Source organism: Streptococcus sp. NM (assembly GCF_003390135.1).
In the GTDB taxonomy this organism is placed as follows: Bacteria; Bacillota; Bacilli; order Lactobacillales; family Streptococcaceae; genus Streptococcus.
The window spans coordinates 182,521-201,822 of record NZ_QUOS01000001.1; the positions used below are offsets into that span (position 1 = coordinate 182,521).

At 39.1% G+C, this 19,302-nt stretch carries 16 protein-coding genes; all 16 read left to right on the plus strand.

Annotated features, from left to right (window positions below):
• The first annotated feature begins 330 nt into the window (after window positions 1–330).
• Window positions 331–6,318 (plus strand): ZmpA/ZmpB/ZmpC family metallo-endopeptidase, encoded by a 5,988-nt coding sequence (locus DXN33_RS01110; protein ID WP_115904076.1) that lies wholly within the window; start codon window positions 331–333, stop codon window positions 6,316–6,318.
• Window positions 6,319–6,470: 152 nt separating this feature from the next.
• Window positions 6,471–7,163: a phosphoglycerate mutase gene (locus DXN33_RS01115; RefSeq protein ID WP_000240129.1), complete on the plus strand. Its 693-nt coding sequence runs from the start codon at window positions 6,471–6,473 to the stop codon at window positions 7,161–7,163.
• 114 nt (window positions 7,164–7,277) lie between these two features.
• Window positions 7,278–7,979: an ABC transporter ATP-binding protein gene (locus tag DXN33_RS01120; protein ID WP_115904467.1), complete on the plus strand. Its 702-nt coding sequence runs from the start codon at window positions 7,278–7,280 to the stop codon at window positions 7,977–7,979.
• A complete protein-coding gene (locus tag DXN33_RS01125; protein WP_181897283.1) occupies window positions 7,975–10,683 on the plus strand; it encodes an ABC transporter permease in 2,709 nt (902 codons plus the stop codon). Before DXN33_RS01120 ends, DXN33_RS01125 begins: the two co-directional genes overlap by 5 nt.
• Window positions 10,684–10,827: 144 nt before the next feature.
• Window positions 10,828–11,097, plus strand: a complete 270-nt coding sequence (rpsO, locus tag DXN33_RS01130) for a 30S ribosomal protein S15 (RefSeq protein WP_001018251.1) — start codon at window positions 10,828–10,830, stop codon at window positions 11,095–11,097.
• 516 nt (window positions 11,098–11,613) lie between these two features.
• Entirely contained in the window at window positions 11,614–12,234 is a 621-nt protein-coding gene (locus tag DXN33_RS01135) for a CadD family cadmium resistance transporter (protein WP_042750738.1), read from the plus strand.
• 491 nt (window positions 12,235–12,725) lie between these two features.
• Complete coding sequence (locus DXN33_RS01140) at window positions 12,726–13,004, plus strand: TIGR04197 family type VII secretion effector (protein ID WP_115904078.1); 279 nt, start codon at window positions 12,726–12,728, stop codon at window positions 13,002–13,004.
• A complete protein-coding gene (locus tag DXN33_RS01145) occupies window positions 13,001–13,360 on the plus strand; it encodes a DUF3958 family protein (RefSeq protein WP_115904080.1) in 360 nt (119 codons plus the stop codon). The genes DXN33_RS01140 and DXN33_RS01145 overlap by 4 nt, the downstream gene beginning before the upstream one ends.
• A complete protein-coding gene (locus DXN33_RS01150) occupies window positions 13,350–14,990 on the plus strand; it encodes a hypothetical protein (RefSeq protein ID WP_115904082.1) in 1,641 nt (546 codons plus the stop codon). The genes DXN33_RS01145 and DXN33_RS01150 overlap by 11 nt, the downstream gene beginning before the upstream one ends.
• A gap of 10 nt (window positions 14,991–15,000) precedes the next feature.
• Window positions 15,001–15,612: a TipC family immunity protein gene (locus DXN33_RS01155; protein WP_115904084.1), complete on the plus strand. Its 612-nt coding sequence runs from the start codon at window positions 15,001–15,003 to the stop codon at window positions 15,610–15,612.
• Window positions 15,613–15,616: 4 nt separating this feature from the next.
• On the plus strand, window positions 15,617–16,231 hold the full coding sequence (locus tag DXN33_RS01160; protein ID WP_115904086.1) for a TipC family immunity protein: 615 nt from the start codon (window positions 15,617–15,619) through the stop codon (window positions 16,229–16,231).
• A gap of 4 nt (window positions 16,232–16,235) precedes the next feature.
• Entirely contained in the window at window positions 16,236–16,844 is a 609-nt protein-coding gene (locus DXN33_RS01165) for a TipC family immunity protein (RefSeq protein WP_115904088.1), read from the plus strand.
• A gap of 4 nt (window positions 16,845–16,848) precedes the next feature.
• A complete protein-coding gene (locus DXN33_RS01170) occupies window positions 16,849–17,457 on the plus strand; it encodes a TipC family immunity protein (RefSeq protein WP_115904090.1) in 609 nt (202 codons plus the stop codon).
• 4 nt (window positions 17,458–17,461) lie between these two features.
• Entirely contained in the window at window positions 17,462–18,076 is a 615-nt protein-coding gene (locus tag DXN33_RS01175) for a TipC family immunity protein (RefSeq protein WP_115904091.1), read from the plus strand.
• A 4-nt stretch (window positions 18,077–18,080) separates the two neighbouring features.
• Window positions 18,081–18,692: a TipC family immunity protein gene (locus DXN33_RS01180; protein ID WP_115904093.1), complete on the plus strand. Its 612-nt coding sequence runs from the start codon at window positions 18,081–18,083 to the stop codon at window positions 18,690–18,692.
• A gap of 4 nt (window positions 18,693–18,696) precedes the next feature.
• The gene (locus DXN33_RS01185; RefSeq protein WP_115904095.1) at window positions 18,697–19,302 is read left to right on the plus strand and encodes a TipC family immunity protein; all 606 of its coding nucleotides are present in this window, start codon (window positions 18,697–18,699) and stop codon (window positions 19,300–19,302) included.

A 19,302-nucleotide genomic window follows, 5' to 3' on the forward strand; every position in this document is an offset into this window, starting at 1 on the left:
AAAAATTTGAAATTGAAGAATCATATCTTTCGAACTGAGGTGGAACGAATTGAATCTTTGTTAGAAATACTTATTACAGTATGAAGGCGGTTAACCTTATTTTTGTTACCAATTGACGGAAAATTTTACAGGATAAATAAGCTATTTCATTCGTAAAATCTAAAGCATTTATTTGAGACAAGGAACTCTTTTTATAGTATAATGATGCTTGTAGATTGAATATATCAAAATATATATCGAAGTATTTTTGTTTCTTGTAAGTTTATCATAGTGAGGAAGCAAAATGCTTCTTCTATTTTGAAATGGATAAAATAATAGAGAGGATATAGAATGAAAAAATTTTTTGGAGAGAAGCAGCATCGTTTTTCCTTACGAAAGTTGGCGATTGGTCTTGTGTCTGCTTCAATTTCTAGCTTATTTTTTGTGTCCATTGCTAGCAGTGGGACCGTATTTGCTCAAGAAAATGTATCTATTCACTACAAATATGTGACAGATACAGAGTTAAGTAAGCAAGAGAAGGACTTGATTGTAAAGGATTTTCCTAATATTGCTGAAGATAGTGAGAGTACCTATTATCTAGTCTACCGTATGGATGAGAAAGCCCAACTAGGTCAGTTGCCTAATACCGGTGAGCACAATAATCTGGTTACCGCCCTTACTGGTGGAGCCCTCGCTTCGATTGGACTCCTCATTTTTGCTGTTTCGAGAAAGAAAGGCAATAAGAAAGCATTGTTGAAGGTTGTTTTGATAACAGGCGTGGGGAGCGGTTTGGTCTCTTCGGTTCAGGCTATTGAAAATCAGCTTTTGCTACAATACAATCAAGAATATCAATTATCCCAAGGAGATAGTCTGCCTCTGCCAAGAGTCCTGTCAGGTTATACCTATCTAGGCTATATTAAGCAAGACAAGAAAATTAATCAGTTAGAAACTGTTGCTAGAGATCAGAAACTAGACGATACGGTTCACCCTCATTTCCAGTCCAATGAAGGTGGACAAAATGTAAGAGATGAGCGGAAAAATCCGTCTCCAACAATCCCTGCTGACAAGCCAATCCCTTCTAAAGATTCACCCAATCAAAAGCCGTCTGGTATTGCTAGTGTGGATCCTCATGACGAAGTCTTGGCTGGTCGTTTAAATAAACCAGAGCTCCTATACAAAGACCAAGAGATTGTAACCAATCTAGACTTTTCAGAAGTGGTTCAAGAAAATCCAGATCTAACAGAGGGAACCATTCGTGTCAAACAAGAAGGTCGTGCTGGGAAGAAGATTGAACTTGTTCGCATTTTCACTGTTGAAAACCAAGAAATTACTCGTGAGATCCTCTCGACCAAGGTAGAGAAATCCTTGCCACGTATAGTAGAGAAGGGGACTAAGAAGGCAGTTGCTCCGAGTGAAGCACCTCAGTCTGCAAGAAAAGGAGAGCCTGAGACTCAGGCCTCATTACCAGAATATAAAGGTGAGCAATCTGGTGCAATAGTTGCCCCTAAGACAACTGAAAAACCAGAATATACAGGAATTCAATCTGGAGCCATCGTCGAACCAGAAACGGCTGATAAGCCATCCTATACAGGTCCCCAGTCCGGTGCTATTGTCGAACCTGAGCAAGTTGCCCCACAGCCAGAGTACAAAGGGATTCAATCAGGTGCCATTGTAGAACCAGAAACGGCTGATAAACCATCCTATACAGGTACCCAGTCCGGAGCGGTTGTTGAACCAGAGAAAGTAGCTCCACAACCAGAATACAAGGGAACTCAAGCTGGTGCCATTGTAGAACCGGAGACTCAGCCTTCCCTGCCAGAATATAAAGGTGAGCAATCTGATGCAATAGTTGCCCCTGAGAAAACTGATAAACCATCCTATACAGGCACTCAGTCTGGAGCAATAGTCGAACCCGAGAAAGTAGCTCCGCTACCTGAATATCAGGGAACTCAAGCTGGTGCTATCGTCGAACCAGAGACCCATGCTTCCTTACCAGAATATAAAGGTGAGCAATCTGGTGCAATAGTTGCCCCTGAGACAACTGAAAAAACAGAATATACAGGAATTCAATCTGGAGTCATCGTCGAACCAGAAACGGCTGATAAGCCATCCTATACAGGTACCCAGTCTGGAGCAATAGTTGAACCAGAGAAAGTAGCTCCACAACCAGAGTACAAGGGAACTCAATCTGGAGCCATCGTCGAACCGGAGACTCAGCCTTCCTTGCCAGAATATAAAGGTGAGCAATCGGGAGCTGTTGTAGCCCCTGAGACAACTGAAAAACCAGAATATACTGGCATTCAATCTGGAGCAATAGTCGAACCAGAACAGGTACCATCGAAACCATCTTATACAGGTACCCAATCCGGAGCGATTGTTGAACCCGAACAAATTGCCCCTCTTCCAGAATATACTGGCAATATTGAGCAAGCAAAACCAGAAAATCCGGCTGAAAAACCAAAAGAAAAAGATCCAGAAAAAACACTTGAATTAAGAAATGTTTCTGATCTGGAGTTATATAGTCAGACCAATGGTACTTACAAACAACATGTTTCTTTAGACAGTGTTCCAAGTAATATAGACACTTACTTTGTTAAGGCAAAATCGTCGTCATTCAAAGATGTCTATCTACCTGTCGCTTCAATAACTGCAGAAATAAAAAATGGACAATCCGTTTATAAAATCATAGCCAAAGCTGAGAAACTCCAGCAAGAGCTAGAAAATAAATATGTCGATAATTTCACCTTCTATCTCGCAAAAAAGGCCACAGAAGAAACAACAACTTTCACTTCCTTTAGCAACCTGGTTAAAGCAATCAACAAGAATCTCTCTGGAACCTATCATTTAGCGGCTAGCTTGAATGCCAACGAAGTGGAGTTGGGACCTGATGACAGATCTTACATCAAAGGCACCTTTACTGGTCAGTTGATTGGTGAAAAAGATGGTAAGCAGTATGCTATTTACAATTTGAAAAAGCCACTGTTTGCCACATTGAGAGGGGCCACAGTAGAAAAGTTGAGCCTAAAAAATGTCGCTATTTCAGGTAAAGATGATATCGGTTCACTGGCAAATGAAGCTACGGATAACACAAAGATTAAGCAAGTTCATGTCGATGGTGTTCTGGCTGGGGAACGTGGTATCGGTGGTTTGTTGGCTAAGGCAGACCAATCAAGCATCACAGAGAGCAGTTTTAAGGGAAGAATTGTTAATACCTATGAAACGACTGCGGCATACAATATTGGTGGTTTGGTCGGTCATTTGACAGGAGGCAGAGCTTCACTGACTAAGTCAAAAGCGACAGTAGCCATTTCCTCCAACACGAATAGTTCAGATCAGACTGTTGGTGGGCTAGCAGGTCTAGTAGACCAAGATGCGCATATACAGGATAGCTATGCTGAAGGTGATATCAACAATGTCAAGCACTTTGGTAGAGTTGCGGGTGTGGCTGGATATTTGTGGGATCGAAAGACGAATGAGGAACAGCATGCAGGAAGATTGACCAATGTACTAAGTGATGTCAATGTAACCAACGGGAATGCTATTACCGGTTACCACTATAATGAAATGAAGGTGGCTAATACATTCAGCAACAAAGCTAATAGAGTCTACAATGTCACCTTGGTCAGGGAAGAAGTCGTCAGCAAGGAAACATTTGTAGAAAGAGGAACAATTTTAGATGCTTCTGAAGTGACGAATAAAAAAGCAGAAATCAATCCTCTCGCTCCTCCAACAGTGGAGCCTCTTTCAACAAGTGGTAGTAAAGAAAGTGATTTTTCTAAGGTGAAGCATTATCAAGCTCAGCGCGCCTTAGCTTATAAAAATATTGAAAAATTGCTACCTTTCTACAACAAGGCAACCATCGTCAAATACGGAAACCTAGTTAACGAGAACAGTCTTTTATATAAAAAAGCACTCTTGTCTGCAGTCATGATGAAGGATGACCAAGTAATTACGGACATTGTAACCAATAAAAACAGTGCCAATAAACTCTTGCTCCATTACCAGGATCATTCCTCTGAAACATTCCAGCTCAAGTACCAGACTGATTTTGCTAAGTTAGCAGAATATAGTCTAGGAGATACGGGGCTTCTCTATACGCCAAACCAATTCTTGTATAATCAAGAAACGATTATCCGGCAAGTCTTACCAGAATTGAAGAAGGTAAATTATCATTCAGACGCTATTAGAAACACACTTGGTATTTCACCAAAAGTGAAGCAAACCGAGCTCTATTTAGAAGAACAGTTTACTAAAACGAAGGAACATCTAGAAGACAGTCTGCGAAAACTCTTGTCAGCGGATGCTGGTCTAGTGGAAAACAATCAAGTAATGACAGGTTACATCGTAGATAAAATCAAGCGCAACAAGGAAGCCTTGCTTCTTGGCATGAGCTACTTAGAGCGTTGGTATAACTTTAGCTATGGTCAGGTTAATATTAAAGACCTGGTCTTGTATCACCTTGATTTCTTTGGAAAAGGAAATGCATCTCCGTTAGATACTTTGATTGAGTTAGGGAAATCAGGATTTAATAATCTGCTTGCTAAGAACAACGTTGATACTTATGGTATCAGTCTTGCCAGCCATCATGGAACGACATATTTGTTTAGCACGCTAGAAAATTACCGAAAAGTCTTTTTACCAAACACTAGCAACAATGACTGGTTTAAAAAACAGACCAAAGCTTTCATTGTCGAAGAAAAATCCACTATTGCAGAGGTCAAAGCCAAGCAAGAGCAAGCAGGGACTAAGTATTCTATCGGTGTTTATGACCGAATTACTAGTAGTACTTGGAAATACCGCAATATGGTCTTGCCTCTCCTTACCTTGCCAGAAAGATCTGTATTTGTCCTCTCAACCTTGTCTAGTCTAGGGTTTGGTGCTTACGATCGCTACCGCAACAGTGACTATAGGGCTGGAGATAAACTCAATAAGTTTGTTGAAGATAATGCGCGTGAAACAGCCAAGCGTCAGCGAGATCACTACGATTATTGGTATCGTATTTTGGATAAACAGTCACGTGAAAAACTCTATCGTACGATCCTGCTTTATGATGCCTATAAATTTGGTGATGATCATACTGAAGGAAAGGCTTCAACAATCGCAGACTTTGAGAATTCAAATCCTGCAATGCAACATTTCTTTGGACCAGTTGGTAACAAGGTAGTTCATAATCATCACGGTGCATACGCAACAGGAGATGGTGTCTACTATATGTCTTACCGTATGTTGGATAAGGATGGCGCTATAACATATACCCATGAAATGACCCATGATTCCGATCAGGATATCTATCTTGGTGGTTATGGTCGAAGAAGTGGTCTTGGTCCTGAGTTCTTTGCTAAAGGCTTATTACAAGCGCCAGACCATCCAAATGATGCGACCATTACTATTAACTCAATCTTGAAACATTCAAAATCAGATAGCATAGAAGGATCCCGTCTACAAGTCTTAGATCCGACGGAACGATTCAAAGATGCATCCGATCTCCAGAAATACGCTCATAATATGTTTGACCTCATCTATCTGTTGGAATATCTTGAAGGGCAATCTATTGTTAAGAAACTGAATATTTCCCAGAAAATGGAAGCTCTCAGAAAAATCGAGAACCACTATCTAACAGATCCAGCAGACGGAAATGACGTTTACGCCACTAACGTAGTCAAAGAATTGACAGAAAATGAGGCTAAAAAATTGACCAGCTTTGATAGTTTGATTGACAATAATATTCTTTCGGCTCGTGAGTATCAGACTGGCACTTATGAGAGAAATGGCTATTTTACGATTAAACTCTTTGCACCAATCTTTTCAGCATTGAGCAGTGAGAAAGGAACTCCTGGAGATCTTATGGGACGTCGGATAGCTTATGAACTCTTAGCTGCTAAAGGATTTAAAGATGGTATGGTCCCATATATTTCCAACCAATATGAAGAAATTGCTAAACAAAATGGTCATACAATCAACCTCTACGGTAAAAAGCAAGGATTAGTGACAGATAAGCTTGTTTTAGAAAAGCTATTTGGTGGTCAGTATTCATCTTGGGCAGCCTTTAAAAAAGCTATGTATCAAGAGCGCGTTGCTCAGTTTGATCATTTGAATAAAATTACTTTTAAAGATCCGACGCAATCATGGATGAGCAATGCCACGAAAACCATTCAAAGAGTAAAAGAATTGCAAGAACTGATGGATCAAGCTGTTTTACAGGATGCGGAAGGTATGCGTTGGAGTGACTATAACCCAGAAACTGACAGTGCTGTCCATAAACTTAAGAGAGCAGTCTTTAAAGCCTACCTAGACCAAACAAATGATTTTAGAACTTCTATTTTTGCAAATAAAAAGTAATGAATTATAGAAGTTCCTAATCAGGATGAGAGGACTTTACTTCCTGACTGTCAGAACTTGTCGATTTTAACTAGCTTTTTTGTGAAAAATTGTGTAAAATAGAATAGATAAACGAGGGGAAACCTCGGAAAATTTAAAGGAGAATCCATCTAATGGTAAAATTGGTTTTTGCTCGCCACGGTGAGTCTGAATGGAACAAAGCTAACCTTTTCACTGGTTGGGCTGATGTTGATTTGTCTGAAAAAGGTACACAACAAGCGATTGACGCTGGTAAATTGATCAAAGAAGCTGGTATCGAATTTGACCAAGCTTACACTTCAGTATTGAAACGTGCTATCAAAACAACTAACTTGGCTCTTGAAGCTTCTGACCAATTGTGGGTTCCAGTTGAAAAATCATGGCGTTTGAACGAACGTCACTACGGTGGTTTGACTGGTAAAAACAAAGCTGAAGCTGCTGAACAATTTGGTGATGAGCAAGTTCACATCTGGCGTCGTTCATACGATGTATTGCCTCCAAACATGGACCGTGATGATGAGCATTCAGCTCACACTGACCGTCGTTACGCTTCACTTGACGACTCAGTTATTCCAGATGCTGAAAACTTGAAAGTGACTTTGGAACGTGCACTTCCATTCTGGGAAGATAAAATCGCTCCAGCACTTAAAGATGGTAAAAACGTATTCGTAGGAGCTCACGGTAACTCAATCCGTGCCCTTGTAAAACACATCAAAGGTTTGTCAGATGACGAAATCATGGACGTGGAAATCCCTAACTTCCCACCATTGGTATTCGAATTCGACGAAAAATTGAACGTAGTTTCTGAATACTACCTTGGAAAATAATTTGTAAAAAGAAAGCCTAGGAATACCTAGGTTTTTCTGTTTATTCTAGTATCCAACTCTTCGAAAAAGCGTTATAATGATATTAAGAAGTAGTTAAAGAAAGTGAGGTTGATGATGGCTTATATTGAGATGAAACATTGTTACAAGCGCTATCAAGTTGGAGATACTGAGATTGTAGCGAATCGAGATGTCAATTTTGAGATTGAAAAGGGTGAGTTGGTTATTATTCTTGGTGCGTCTGGTGCGGGCAAGTCAACAGTTTTGAATCTCTTGGGTGGAATGGATACCAATGACGAGGGGGAAATCTGGATTGATGGTGCCAATATTGCCAACTATAGTTCGCACCAACGAACAAACTATCGTCGTGAAGATGTAGGTTTTGTTTTTCAATTTTACAATCTGGTATCCAATCTGACAGCCAAGGAAAATGTGGAGTTGGCTTCTGAAATCGTGACAGATGCCTTGGATCCAGAGCAAGTGCTCAAAGATGTAGGTCTGGCTCATAGGCTTAATAACTTTCCAGCCCAGCTTTCTGGAGGGGAGCAACAGCGAGTCTCCATTGCACGCGCAGTAGCCAAAAATCCTAAAATTCTCCTTTGTGATGAACCAACTGGAGCCTTGGATTATCAGACAGGCAAGCAGGTTTTGAAAATCCTCCAAGACATGTCTCGTCAACAGGGAGCGACGGTAATCATCGTGACTCACAATAGCTCGCTAGCTCCTATCGCAGACCGGGTGATTCACATGCGTGATGCCACTGTTATGAGAGTAACAATCAATGAGCATCCACAGGCTATCGATACATTGGAGTATTAGTATGAAAAAAACATACCGAAAAGACTTGCTCCAGTCGGTGACTGCTTCCAAAGGACGCTTTTTATCTATCTTGACCTTGATGATGCTGGGTTCTTTAGCCCTAGTTGGTCTCAAAGTGGCCAGTCCAAACATGGAACGTACGGCTGAGGATTATCTCCGTAAAGCAAATACCTTGGATCTGGCAGTGATAGCTGATTATGGCTTGGATAAAGAGGATCGAGACGAACTAAAGACCCTTCAAGGAGCAAGTGTTGAGTTTGGCTATATGGCAGATCTAACCGTTGAAAATAGTGAAGAAGCGGTTCGACTTTATTCTAAGCCAGAGGGAATTTCAACTTTTCAAGTGATAGAAGGGCGACTGCCAGAAGCTGATGAGGAAATTTCCTTGGCAGATTTCTGGAAAGACCGCTATCAGATTGGGCAGACTATCACCTTTAGCAAGAAAGAAGAAGGGAAGACCGTCATAAAATCCCAATCTTTCACCATTATTGGATTTGTTCAGTCGGGTGAGATACTTTCTCAAGAAGACTTGGGAGGGGCTAGTAGTGGAAATGGAAGCTTGGCTGGCTATGGAGTGATTTTACCCAGTCAGTTTGACTCAGATGTTTATAGAATTGCGCGTGTGCGCTATGATGATTTAAAAAATTTGGATGCTTTTTCATCAGACTATAGAAGCAAACGAGATCAACACCAGGAAGACTTACAAAACTTGCTTGCCGCTAATGGTCAAAAAAGATTGGCAAGTATCAAAGCAAATGGGCAAAAGAGCTTGGAAGATGGAAAAGAGCAGCTCCAAACAGCTGACGGTAACCTTCAAAAAGGCAAGAGTCAGTTAGAACAGGCTGAAAGTCGATTGAAAACGCAAGAAGAACAAGTGACCGCTTTGCCTGAGCCTCAAAAGAGTCAAGCCAAGGAGCAATTGACAAAAGCTAAGGAAGAATTGGCTACAGAAAAAGAAAAAATGGCTCAGACAGAGAGTAATCTAGCCAAGGAAAAAGAGAAGCTTGAACAACGCCAGAAAGAGCTTGATGAACTGGCAGAGCCTACTTACCATGTATACAACCGCCAAACCATGCCAGGCGGTCAAGGCTATCTCATGTACAGTAACGCTTCAGCAAGTATTCGTTCTGTCGGGAATATCTTTCCCGTGGTGCTTTATATGGTCGCTGCAATGGTAACCTTTACAACTATGACTCGCTTTGTGGATGAAGAGCGTACCAATGCTGGTATTTTCAAGGCCCTAGGTTACCAGAATAAAGATATTGTTGCCAAGTTTGTCCTCTATGGTTTTCTTGCAGGAACTGTGGGAACCGTTTTAGGAACGCTTCTAGGACATTATCTCCTTGCAGGCGTGATTTCGGATGTTATAACAGCTGGAATGGTCGTTGGGAAAAGTCAGGAGTATTTCTACTGGTCTTATAGCCTTCTTGCCCTGGCCTTAAGTTGGGTATCCAGTGTCTTGCCAGCTTATCTAGTGGCACGGAGGGAATTGCACGATGAAGCAGCCCAACTTTTGCTGCCCAAACCTCCCGTTAAGGGATCAAAGATTTTGCTGGAACGCCTGAGCTTTATTTGGAGTCGTTTGAGCTTCACTCATAAGGTTACGGCGCGAAATATTTTCCGTTATAAGCAACGGATGTTGATGACCATTTTTGGAGTTGCGGGTTCGGTTGCTCTCCTATTTGCAGGTCTTGGCATTCAGTCTTCTGTGGGAGGAGTTGTCGATCGTCAATTTGAACAAATCCAGCAATACCAGATGATTGTAGCGGAAAAGAGCAGTGCAACGGAGCAAGAAAAAGCAGACCTAGAAAGTGCCTTGCAATTTGAGCCTATCCATGCTTATCAAAAAATTTACTCTAAATCCATTGAAAAAGATTTCAAAGGAAAAGCAGGACTTCAGACTATTACCATAATGGTTACAAGCCGAGAAAGTTTCAAACCCTTTATCGCATTAGAGGAAAATGGCCAAGAGGTGCAGGTCACAGATGGAGCAGTCGTAAGTCAAAAACTAGCTCAACTAGCAGATGTTACGGTTGGAGACAAGCTGGAGCTTGATGGGAAAGAAATCAAGGTATCGGCTATTTCTGAAAACTATGTTGGACACTTTGTTTATCTCAACCGAGCGACATACGAACAAGTCTACGGTACCAGTCCACAAGACAATACCTACCTAGTAAAATTAAAAGAGCCAACACCATTAAATACGGAGAAAGAAGCTGCGGCCTTTATGAAAAAAACTGCTGTTTCTGGGGTGGTCCAAAATGCAACGGCTATCCACCTCTTTGAATCTGTAGCCAATTCTCTCAATAAAACAATGGCAATCCTTATCCTTGTTTCCGTCTTGCTAGCCATTGTCATTCTTTACAATCTCACCAATATCAATGTGGCAGAACGTATCCGTGAACTTTCCACCATCAAGGTTCTCGGTTTCCATAATAAAGAAGTGACCCTCTATATCTACCGCGAGACCATGGTGCTGTCCTTTGTGGGGATTGTTCTCGGTTTGGTAGCCGGCTACTATTTACATCAATTTTTGATTCAAATGATCTCACCTGCCACCATACTTTTTTATCCACGAGTCAGCTGGGAAGTCTATGCTCTTCCAATCGTCGCAGTGACTGTAATCTTAGCCTTACTGGGCCTCTTTGTCAATCACCACTTGAGAAAGGTAGATATGCTTGAAGCCCTGAAATCAGTAGAGTAAGTTAATTTTTTAAAAAGTAAATCTGTTGACAAAGTCTCTGCTTCTTGGTAGAATAAGAACTGTCGTAAAGACAAATAACTTCTTCTTGGTTACAGGCATGCCAACCTGTCACTCGGATGAAGCCAAATAAAAAGGAGAAACATCATGGCAATCTCAAAAGAGAAAAAAAATGAAATCATCGCACAATATGCACGTCACGAAGGTGATACAGGTTCAGTAGAGGTTCAAGTTGCTGTCCTTACTTGGGAAATCAACCACCTTAACGAACACATCAAACAACACAAAAAAGACCACGCTACTTACCGTGGATTGATGAAGAAAATCGGTCGCCGTCGTAACTTGCTTGCATATTTGCGTAAAAACGACGTTAACCGTTACCGTGAGTTAATCAACTCTCTAGGACTTCGTCGCTAATCTTGCGTCTAAAACGTTTCTATACTTCGTTGGCTTCGGCTTGATGTACCATTAGTACAATCTTCGCCTCGTCCGCCTAGTCTATAAACGTTTTATCCAGCAAGACTGGAGCTCTCTGATTTTCAGAGGGCTTTTTTATTGAGGTTTTATCGGTCACAATTTTGGAGACCACAAAAACAATATGCTCGACACACTCCACCAAATATTTGTTTTATCGGTCATAATTTTGGAGACCACAAAAACCTCAAATGGTATCAGCTAATGACACCATAAGGGTGCGTAGCTGTCTGCAAGCTCCCTCGGAGAGCCCACACTTTACGAAGTAAAGTATAGTATGTTATACTTTACATGGAAGTAGTCACCGAATTCCAGTTAGAAATTACTTTGTAACTACGTTTTGAGGAGGAGTAAAATGCTTTCCTATGTTCGACATTACCCACTAGCGATAGCTAAATTAATGTGTCTGTGCTCTCCTAAAATCTGCTGATTTATTACTGACTAATACAGGAGGTTTTTATGGGACAGACAATCATATCTGCTATTGGTGTTTATATTTCCACCAGTATCGATTATTTAATTATTTTAATTATTTTATTTGCACAGCTATCACAGAATAAACAAAAATGGCATATTTATGCGGGGCAATATCTAGGCACAGGCTTACTTGTAGGGGCGAGTTTAGTTGCTGCTTATGTCGTTAATTTCGTGCCTGAAGAATGGATGGTTGGATTGCTTGGCTTAATCCCTATCTATTTAGGGATTCGCTTTGCAATTGTTGGAGAAGGTGAGGAAGAAGAGGAAGAAGAGGAAGAAATTATTGAAAGATTAGAACAAAGCAAGGCAAATCAACTGTTTTGGACAGTTACATTGCTGACAATTGCGTCTGGCGGAGATAATTTAGGTATCTATATACCTTATTTTGCTTCGTTAGATTGGTCACAGACCCTCGTGGCGTTGCTTGTGTTTGTAATCGGCATAATTATCTTATGCGAGATTAGTCGGGTGTTATCCTCTATTCCGTTAATATTCGAGACAATTGAAAAATACGAGCGAATCATTGTGCCCTTAGTATTCATTCTACTTGGACTATACATCATGTATGAAAATGGCACGATAGAGACTTTTCTGATCGTGTAGATTTTTTTGTTTCACTAGGATTTTAGCCCGAGCTCAAATCAGCTCTCTAATTTTAGAGGGCTTTTTACGTTGTCACCTTACCTTGGTATGCTCAAGTATAATCTTTGGTTACGGTTCCTAGCACTATAAGGTAAAATAAACCAGATTTTCTCCCTTCGTGGAGATTTTATCTTTTTTGCCAAGTGCTTGGCCGAGTTCAATTAACAAGATACAAAGGCCGTCAAAAGCACAAAGCAAAAATAGGAAAAGTGACGAAGAAACTTCAGTTTCTAGGAGATTTTATCTTTTTTGCCAAGTGCTTAGGCCGAGTTCAATTGAGCATAGCTTGATAATGAAGCTAGTCTAATTAGGTAGCTTTTTAGATATAAAACTATTTTATTATCTAAATATAGAATAAATTAGGGCTTGCATTCAAAACATGGTATAATAGGTCTATATAGCTAAATAAAGTAAACCTATCACAAGGGATTAAGAAAAAGGATAGAACAGTCATGTCAACAGTAAAAAGTGATCTAAATATTGCGCAAACATATGCGAGTCATCTGAAAAATGCTTGTCAATCGTTAACAGCAATTGCTGTGGCTAGTCAAGATGATCGAACGACCCTTCAAGGGAATAACAAAGCCCATCAATGTCTGACAAAGTCTCAAAATCTAGCTAGTCAGATTTCGGCAGCCGTCACCCTGACTTCAGAACGACTGCACTCTATAGCGAGTGATTTTGAGGCGTTAGATGAAGCGGGTGCCAATGGTTTTAGGAGTCATGCATGAGCAAGTTAGATGAGTTGAAGAAAAGAGAGCGAGAACTCTTGTACCAGCTAGAAGACAATGGAAAAGAGAAATATCGCACCAAAGAACTGATAGAAACCTTTGAAGGGTATGATAGAGCTAGTCACCGTTATCAAAATGATTTGTGGGAGGCGGCCTATCAGAGCCGATATGCAGGACAGTTGGAAGAAACACTCCTACAAAGAAACCAACTTAAAAACCAAATTCTTGAGAACCTCAGCTACCGCATGGATGATTTGAAAAAAGAAAAGTTCCGGTTAGAGGGAGACTTGGATGAGGTCTACTATGAAAGACGCAAAGAACTAGAAAGAGAGGAGGAAAAACGACATGGGCATTGATATGTACTTAGAACAATCACAACTACAAAGTTCGAGTGTAGCAATCATGTGCCAATCTCAGGTTGAGGCTTATCAAGACTTGCAATCAGCCATTCAAAAGTTTTCAGAGGATACAGAGAGTCTAAAGGGCGATGCTTATAATTCGGCTAGAAGTTTTTTTGCAAGTGTCTTATTACCCTTGAGCAAAGGGGGGCAGCTCTATGCGGAAACCTTATCTCAAGCTATCAAGAAATTACCAGAAGACTACCAGAGTATGGTCGACAGCAAGAGTTGGCGGGAGGATGATCTACTTGATAAGATCCGCCAGGAAGAGCAAATGATTGCCTATCTAGATGAAGTCAACCAATTCCTTTCTAGCTTGACTATGGATAGTGAAGAAAAGGGGAGATTGAGACGCAGTAATGTGGAACTCATGCGAGGACATCATGCCAATAAACGTGTCTATGAAACGATTTTGAGAGACCTGCGAGCCTATGATAGCTACTCAGGAGGTCTGTTCGATGATCTAGATAGTATTGATGTGCAACTGAGTCGCGGATTGGCCCAGATTGAAAGTAGTTGGGATGCAAAGACAGGGGTCTTTAAAGTCCCATCTGACCTGACTTGGGCCAACTACCTATCTGCCTATTCTGACACAAAGGACATAAAACTTAGTCGTCAAGAGAAGGCCTTTGTCCAGACCATGATGGCAGAATACGGCTTTGACGCAGAGACAGCCCAACAGCTCTTGACCATCAAGCAAGGGATAGACAAGAAGTTCCCAACCTCTAGTCAAGAGTTCCGTAACTATATCTTTTTGCGAGTCATTGGTGCGGTCAACTATGATGGTTTTCAGTGGAACGAAACGGCGGGTCATTTGAAAACTTATTTTTATGATGTGACTGTTGGCAGTTCGATTACAGGAAAATCAAGAACAGTAGAAAAACCGCTTCTTGAAATTTTTAAAGTACTTGGAATCAAAGATGAAACAGATGCAAAAAAATTGATTTATAATCTGAGGTTGCAACATACATTAGCTGGTGGGGGAGTTGATTCGGAAACAATGAAATCAAGAGATTTGTCAGGATATAATCAAGCGAAAGATAAGTACGAAAAAGTTTATGGTACTTCGGGCAACTTTGACCAATTTTGGGATAGCAAGCTGAAAGCTTATTCAAATAATGGAGAAGGTCATGCAGATTTCACTCACCAGTCCATTACCATGGCTACTCATCTAAATCCTAGTGGTTTCCAGTTATCCGACATCTATGGTGGTAGAGAACATGTTAAGGACCTTTCAGGTTGGGAGGGAGACACGACTAAAAATGCTACGGATAAGAAACCAAGTATTGGCGAGGATGACTATAAGGCAGACCTCGATTCGGTCAATCTTATTGGTCGCATGCAAAAAGGGCAATCCTATGACCAAGCTATATCTTCTTACTATGCTGACCTTCAAAAGGACTCCACTCAGAGAGAAAGAGAGTTCTTGAAAAATAAGGACTGGAAACAAGTCAGAAGTACTATCTATGCAAGTATTCTTCCGTTAGAGGTTATGGAAAAAGGGGAAGACGCTATTAAAGAGTATATTGAAAGTAACTATCCAGGTGTGTCCAAGTATTTAAATCGCTTAGAAGCTGTGGCGGAGTAGGAGGAAGTCTATGAAGAAAACATTCAGTATATTAGCTTTAGTCGTAGTAATCTCATCATCCTGTTTCTATTTTTTTACTAGTCAACCTAAAAACATTTTTGATGAAATCTATCAAGAAACTGAGCAGACTTACCTAGGAAATAATGTTTTTAACAAGTTGAAAGATGTTGAAGTACATAAATATCAAGAGTATAGTGATGATTCTAAATTTTATCCAAGTATTGTCTATGAGAGAAATGCTTTGCCAGATAGCTATGAGAAAATTGCTATAGATTTTAATTTTAAATCCGAAGCTCAATTAAGCTTGATTTCATTTGAAAAACGAATAGAGTCCAACGTTAGTATAAAAATGTGGACTGTATATTCTCATAAAGAACGTAGTTTAAAAAAATTTGTAAAAATAGTTTTGAAGAAGGCAGGTACGAAAAATTATATCGAAGACGAAGCTCAGGTGAAATCCTACCTAGAGCAGTATGGTATCACTGCTAAGGATTTGGATTCTTACTACGACGAAATAGTCAACCAGAAAGTCTTGAAAGATTGGTGCTCGATTTATGACAGCAAGTACTCGCCAAGTAATTATGGCGATGTTAAGATTGAAACCCAGTGGGAGAATTGGTGATAACATGAAAAAAATTTTAGGTCTAATAGCCTTAATTGCACTAATTGTATTATCCTGTTTTTACTTTTTTCCAAAACAACCTAAAAACATTTTTGATGAGATATACCAAGAAACTGAGAAAACCTATCGGTCAAATAATGTTTTAAGGCATATAGATGGGTTTAAAATCAGACCGGATTGGCCAAGTGATGACCCCAATATTTTGTATACTCCGTTCGGATTATACAACAAAGAGAAAACACCGTCAGATTATTCTGAGATAGAAATTAGATTTAATTTTGAGTATACATCTCAATTAAGCTCGATTTCATTTGAGAGACAAGTAGGGCCTAACACGAAAGTTAGGATATGGAATAAATATACTTATAAAGATCGTACTTTAAAAAAATTTGTGAGAATAGTTTTAAAGAAATCAGATACGGAAACTTATATCGAAGACGAAGCTCAGGTGAAATCCTATCTAGAGCAGTACGGTATTACTGCCAAGGATTTGGATTCTTACTACGACGAAATCGTCAACCAAAAAGTCTTGAAAGACTGGAGCTCGATTTATGACAGTAAGTACTCGCCAAGCAATTATGGCGATATCAAGATTGAAACCCAGTGGGAGAATTGGTGATAGCATGAAGAAAATACTAGGTGTTTTAACAATAGTTGTATTACTTGTATCTGTTTGTTTTTACTTTTTTCCTAAACAACCTAAAAACATTTTTGATGAAATTTACCAAGAAACGGAGAAAACATATCGGTCAAATAATATTTTAAGGCATATAGATGGGTTTAAAATCAGACCAGATTGGCCAAGTGACGACCCTAATATTTCGTATACTCCTTTTGGAAAGTATGAAACTCTAACCAAAGGCTATAGTGATATAACCATTCACTTTAATTTTGGAGAAGGGATAAAGGGAGTGTCGATTCGTTTTGAAAGAAAGACTAATTCGAATATTACCCTATGGTATTCAGCACACTATAATATGCAAAAGAAAGTGCTCAAAAAGAAACTTGCGATTTTTGAAGAGCCAAGGAAACCAGGCCAATTTATTGATGATGAAGAAAAAGTAAGAGAATATTTAAGAAAAAATAATATTTCCAAAGAAGAATTAGAGAAGGACTATGACGAAATCATCAACCAGAAAGTCTTGAAAGATTGGTGCTCAATTTATGACAGCAAGTATTCTCCAAGCAACTATGGTGAGGTGAAAGTCGAAACCCAGTGGGAGAATTGGTGATAACATGAAGAAAATTTTAGGTCTAATAGCGTTATTTGCACTAATTGTATTATCCTGTTTTTACTTTTTTCCTAAACAACCTAAAAATATTTTTGATGAAATCTACCAGGAGACGGAGAAGACTTATCGAGTGAATAATGTTTTAAGGCATATAGAAGGTTTTGAAATTAGTCCAGGTTGGCCTAATGATGGAGAATATTTTGCATACACCCCTTCAGGGAAGTATCAAACTCATCCTGAAGGTTATAAAGACATAAGTATTAGCTTTAATTTTGGAGAAGGTATTAAAGGAATGACGATACGTTTTGAAAAAAGGATTAATTCGGATATTACCCTATGGTATTCAGCACACTATAATCTGCAAAAGAAAGTGCTCAAAAAGAAACTTGCGATTTTTGAAGAGCCAAGGAAACCAGGCCAATTTATTGATGATGAAGAAAAAGTAAGAGAATATTTAAGAAAAAATAATATTTCCAAAGAAGAATTAGAGAAGGACTATGACGAAATTGTCAACCAGAAAGTTCTGAAAGATTGGTGCTCGATTTATGACAGCAAGTATTCTCCAAGCAACTATGGTGAGGTGAAAGTCGAAACCCAGTGGGAGAATTGGTGATAACATGAAGAAAATTTTAGGTTTAGTAGCGTTAATCTTACTAATTGTATTATCCTGTTTTTACTTTTTTCCTAAACAACCTAAAAATATTTTTGATGAAATTTATCAGGAGACAGATAAGACATATCATACAAATAATATTTTAAGAAACATAGATGGGTTTAAAATCAGTCCAGGTTGGCCAAGTGATGACCCAAATATATCTAATAATCCGTTTGGAGTTTACGACAACAAAACGACTGCTAGTAATTATTCTAAAATTAAAATTAGCTTTAATTTTGGAGAAGGTATTAAAGGGATGACGATTCGTTTTGAAAGAAAGACTAATTCGAATATTACCCTATGGTATTCGGCACACTATAATATAAAAAAGAAAGTACTCAAAAAGGAACTTGCGATTTTTGAAGAGCCAAGGCAACCAGGTCAATTTATTGATGATGAAGAAAAAGTAAGAGAATATTTAAGAAAATACAACATAACCAAAGAAGAATTAGAGAAGGACTACGACGAAATCGTAAATCAGAAAGTCCTGAAAGATTGGTGCTCGATTTATGACAGTAAGTACTCACCAAGCAACTATGGCGAGGTGAAAGTCGAAACCCAGTGGGAGAATTGGTGATAGCATGAAGAAAATACTAGGTGTTTTAACAATAATTGTATTACTTGTATCAGTTTGTTTTTACTTTTTTCCTAAACAACCTAACAACATTTTTGATGAAATCTACCAGGAGACGGAGAAGACTTATTTAGGAAATAATATTTTTAACCAGTTGAAAGACGTCGAAGTACATAAATATCAAGAGTATGATGATGATTCTAAATTTTATTCTTATGTACTTTATCAAAAACAGAAAACTCCACATGACTATAAAAATATTGATTTAATATTTCATTTTACAAAAGATACTAATACAGTCTTCGTTTCTTTTGAGAAGGAATTAAGTAATGGGCTAAGAATTTTCATTTTTGGTAGGTATCTTACAAAAGAAAAATTATTTCAAAAAAATGTACAGTTACTCATAAACCAAGATGGAACTGATAAATCTATCGAAGACGAAGCTCAGGTGAAATCCTACCTAGAGCAGTACGGCATCACTGCTAAGGACTTGGATTCTTACTACGACGAAATCGTCAACCAAAAAGTCTTGAAGGACTGGTGCACCATTTATGACAGCAAGTACTCACCAAGTAATTATGGCGATGTCAAGATTGAAACCCAGTGGGAGAATTGGTGATAACATGAAAAAAATTTTAGGTCTAATAGCGTTATTTGCACTAATTGTATTATCCTATTTCTACTTTTTTACTAGGCAACCTAAAAACATTTTTGATGAAATCTACCAGGAAACTGAGAAGACTTATCGGACAAATAATATTTTAAGAAAAATAGATGGCTTTGAAATTAGTCCAGGTTGGCCAAGTGATGGAGAGTATTTTAAATATAGTCCTTTAGGGAAGTATAAGACTCTTCCAGAGGATTATCTTGAACTGAGAGTTGGATTTAATTTTGAGAAAGCGTATAGTAAAATGTTTGTTTCAGTTGAGAGAAAAATAGCTGATGGTACGAAGTTATGGATGGTCAACAAATATAATCCAAACACTAAAACAATCACAAAGTCAATTCAGATTGTATTATCAGGAAAAGAGGATAGTTATATTGAAGATGAGGCCCAAGTGAAATCCTATCTAGAGCAGTACGGTATTACTGCCAAGGACTTGGATTCTTACTACGACGAAATCGTCAACCAAAAAGTCTTGAAAGACTGGAGCTCGATTTATGACAGTAAGTACTCGCCAAGCAATTATGGCGATATCAAGATTGAAACCCAGTGGGAGAATTGGTGA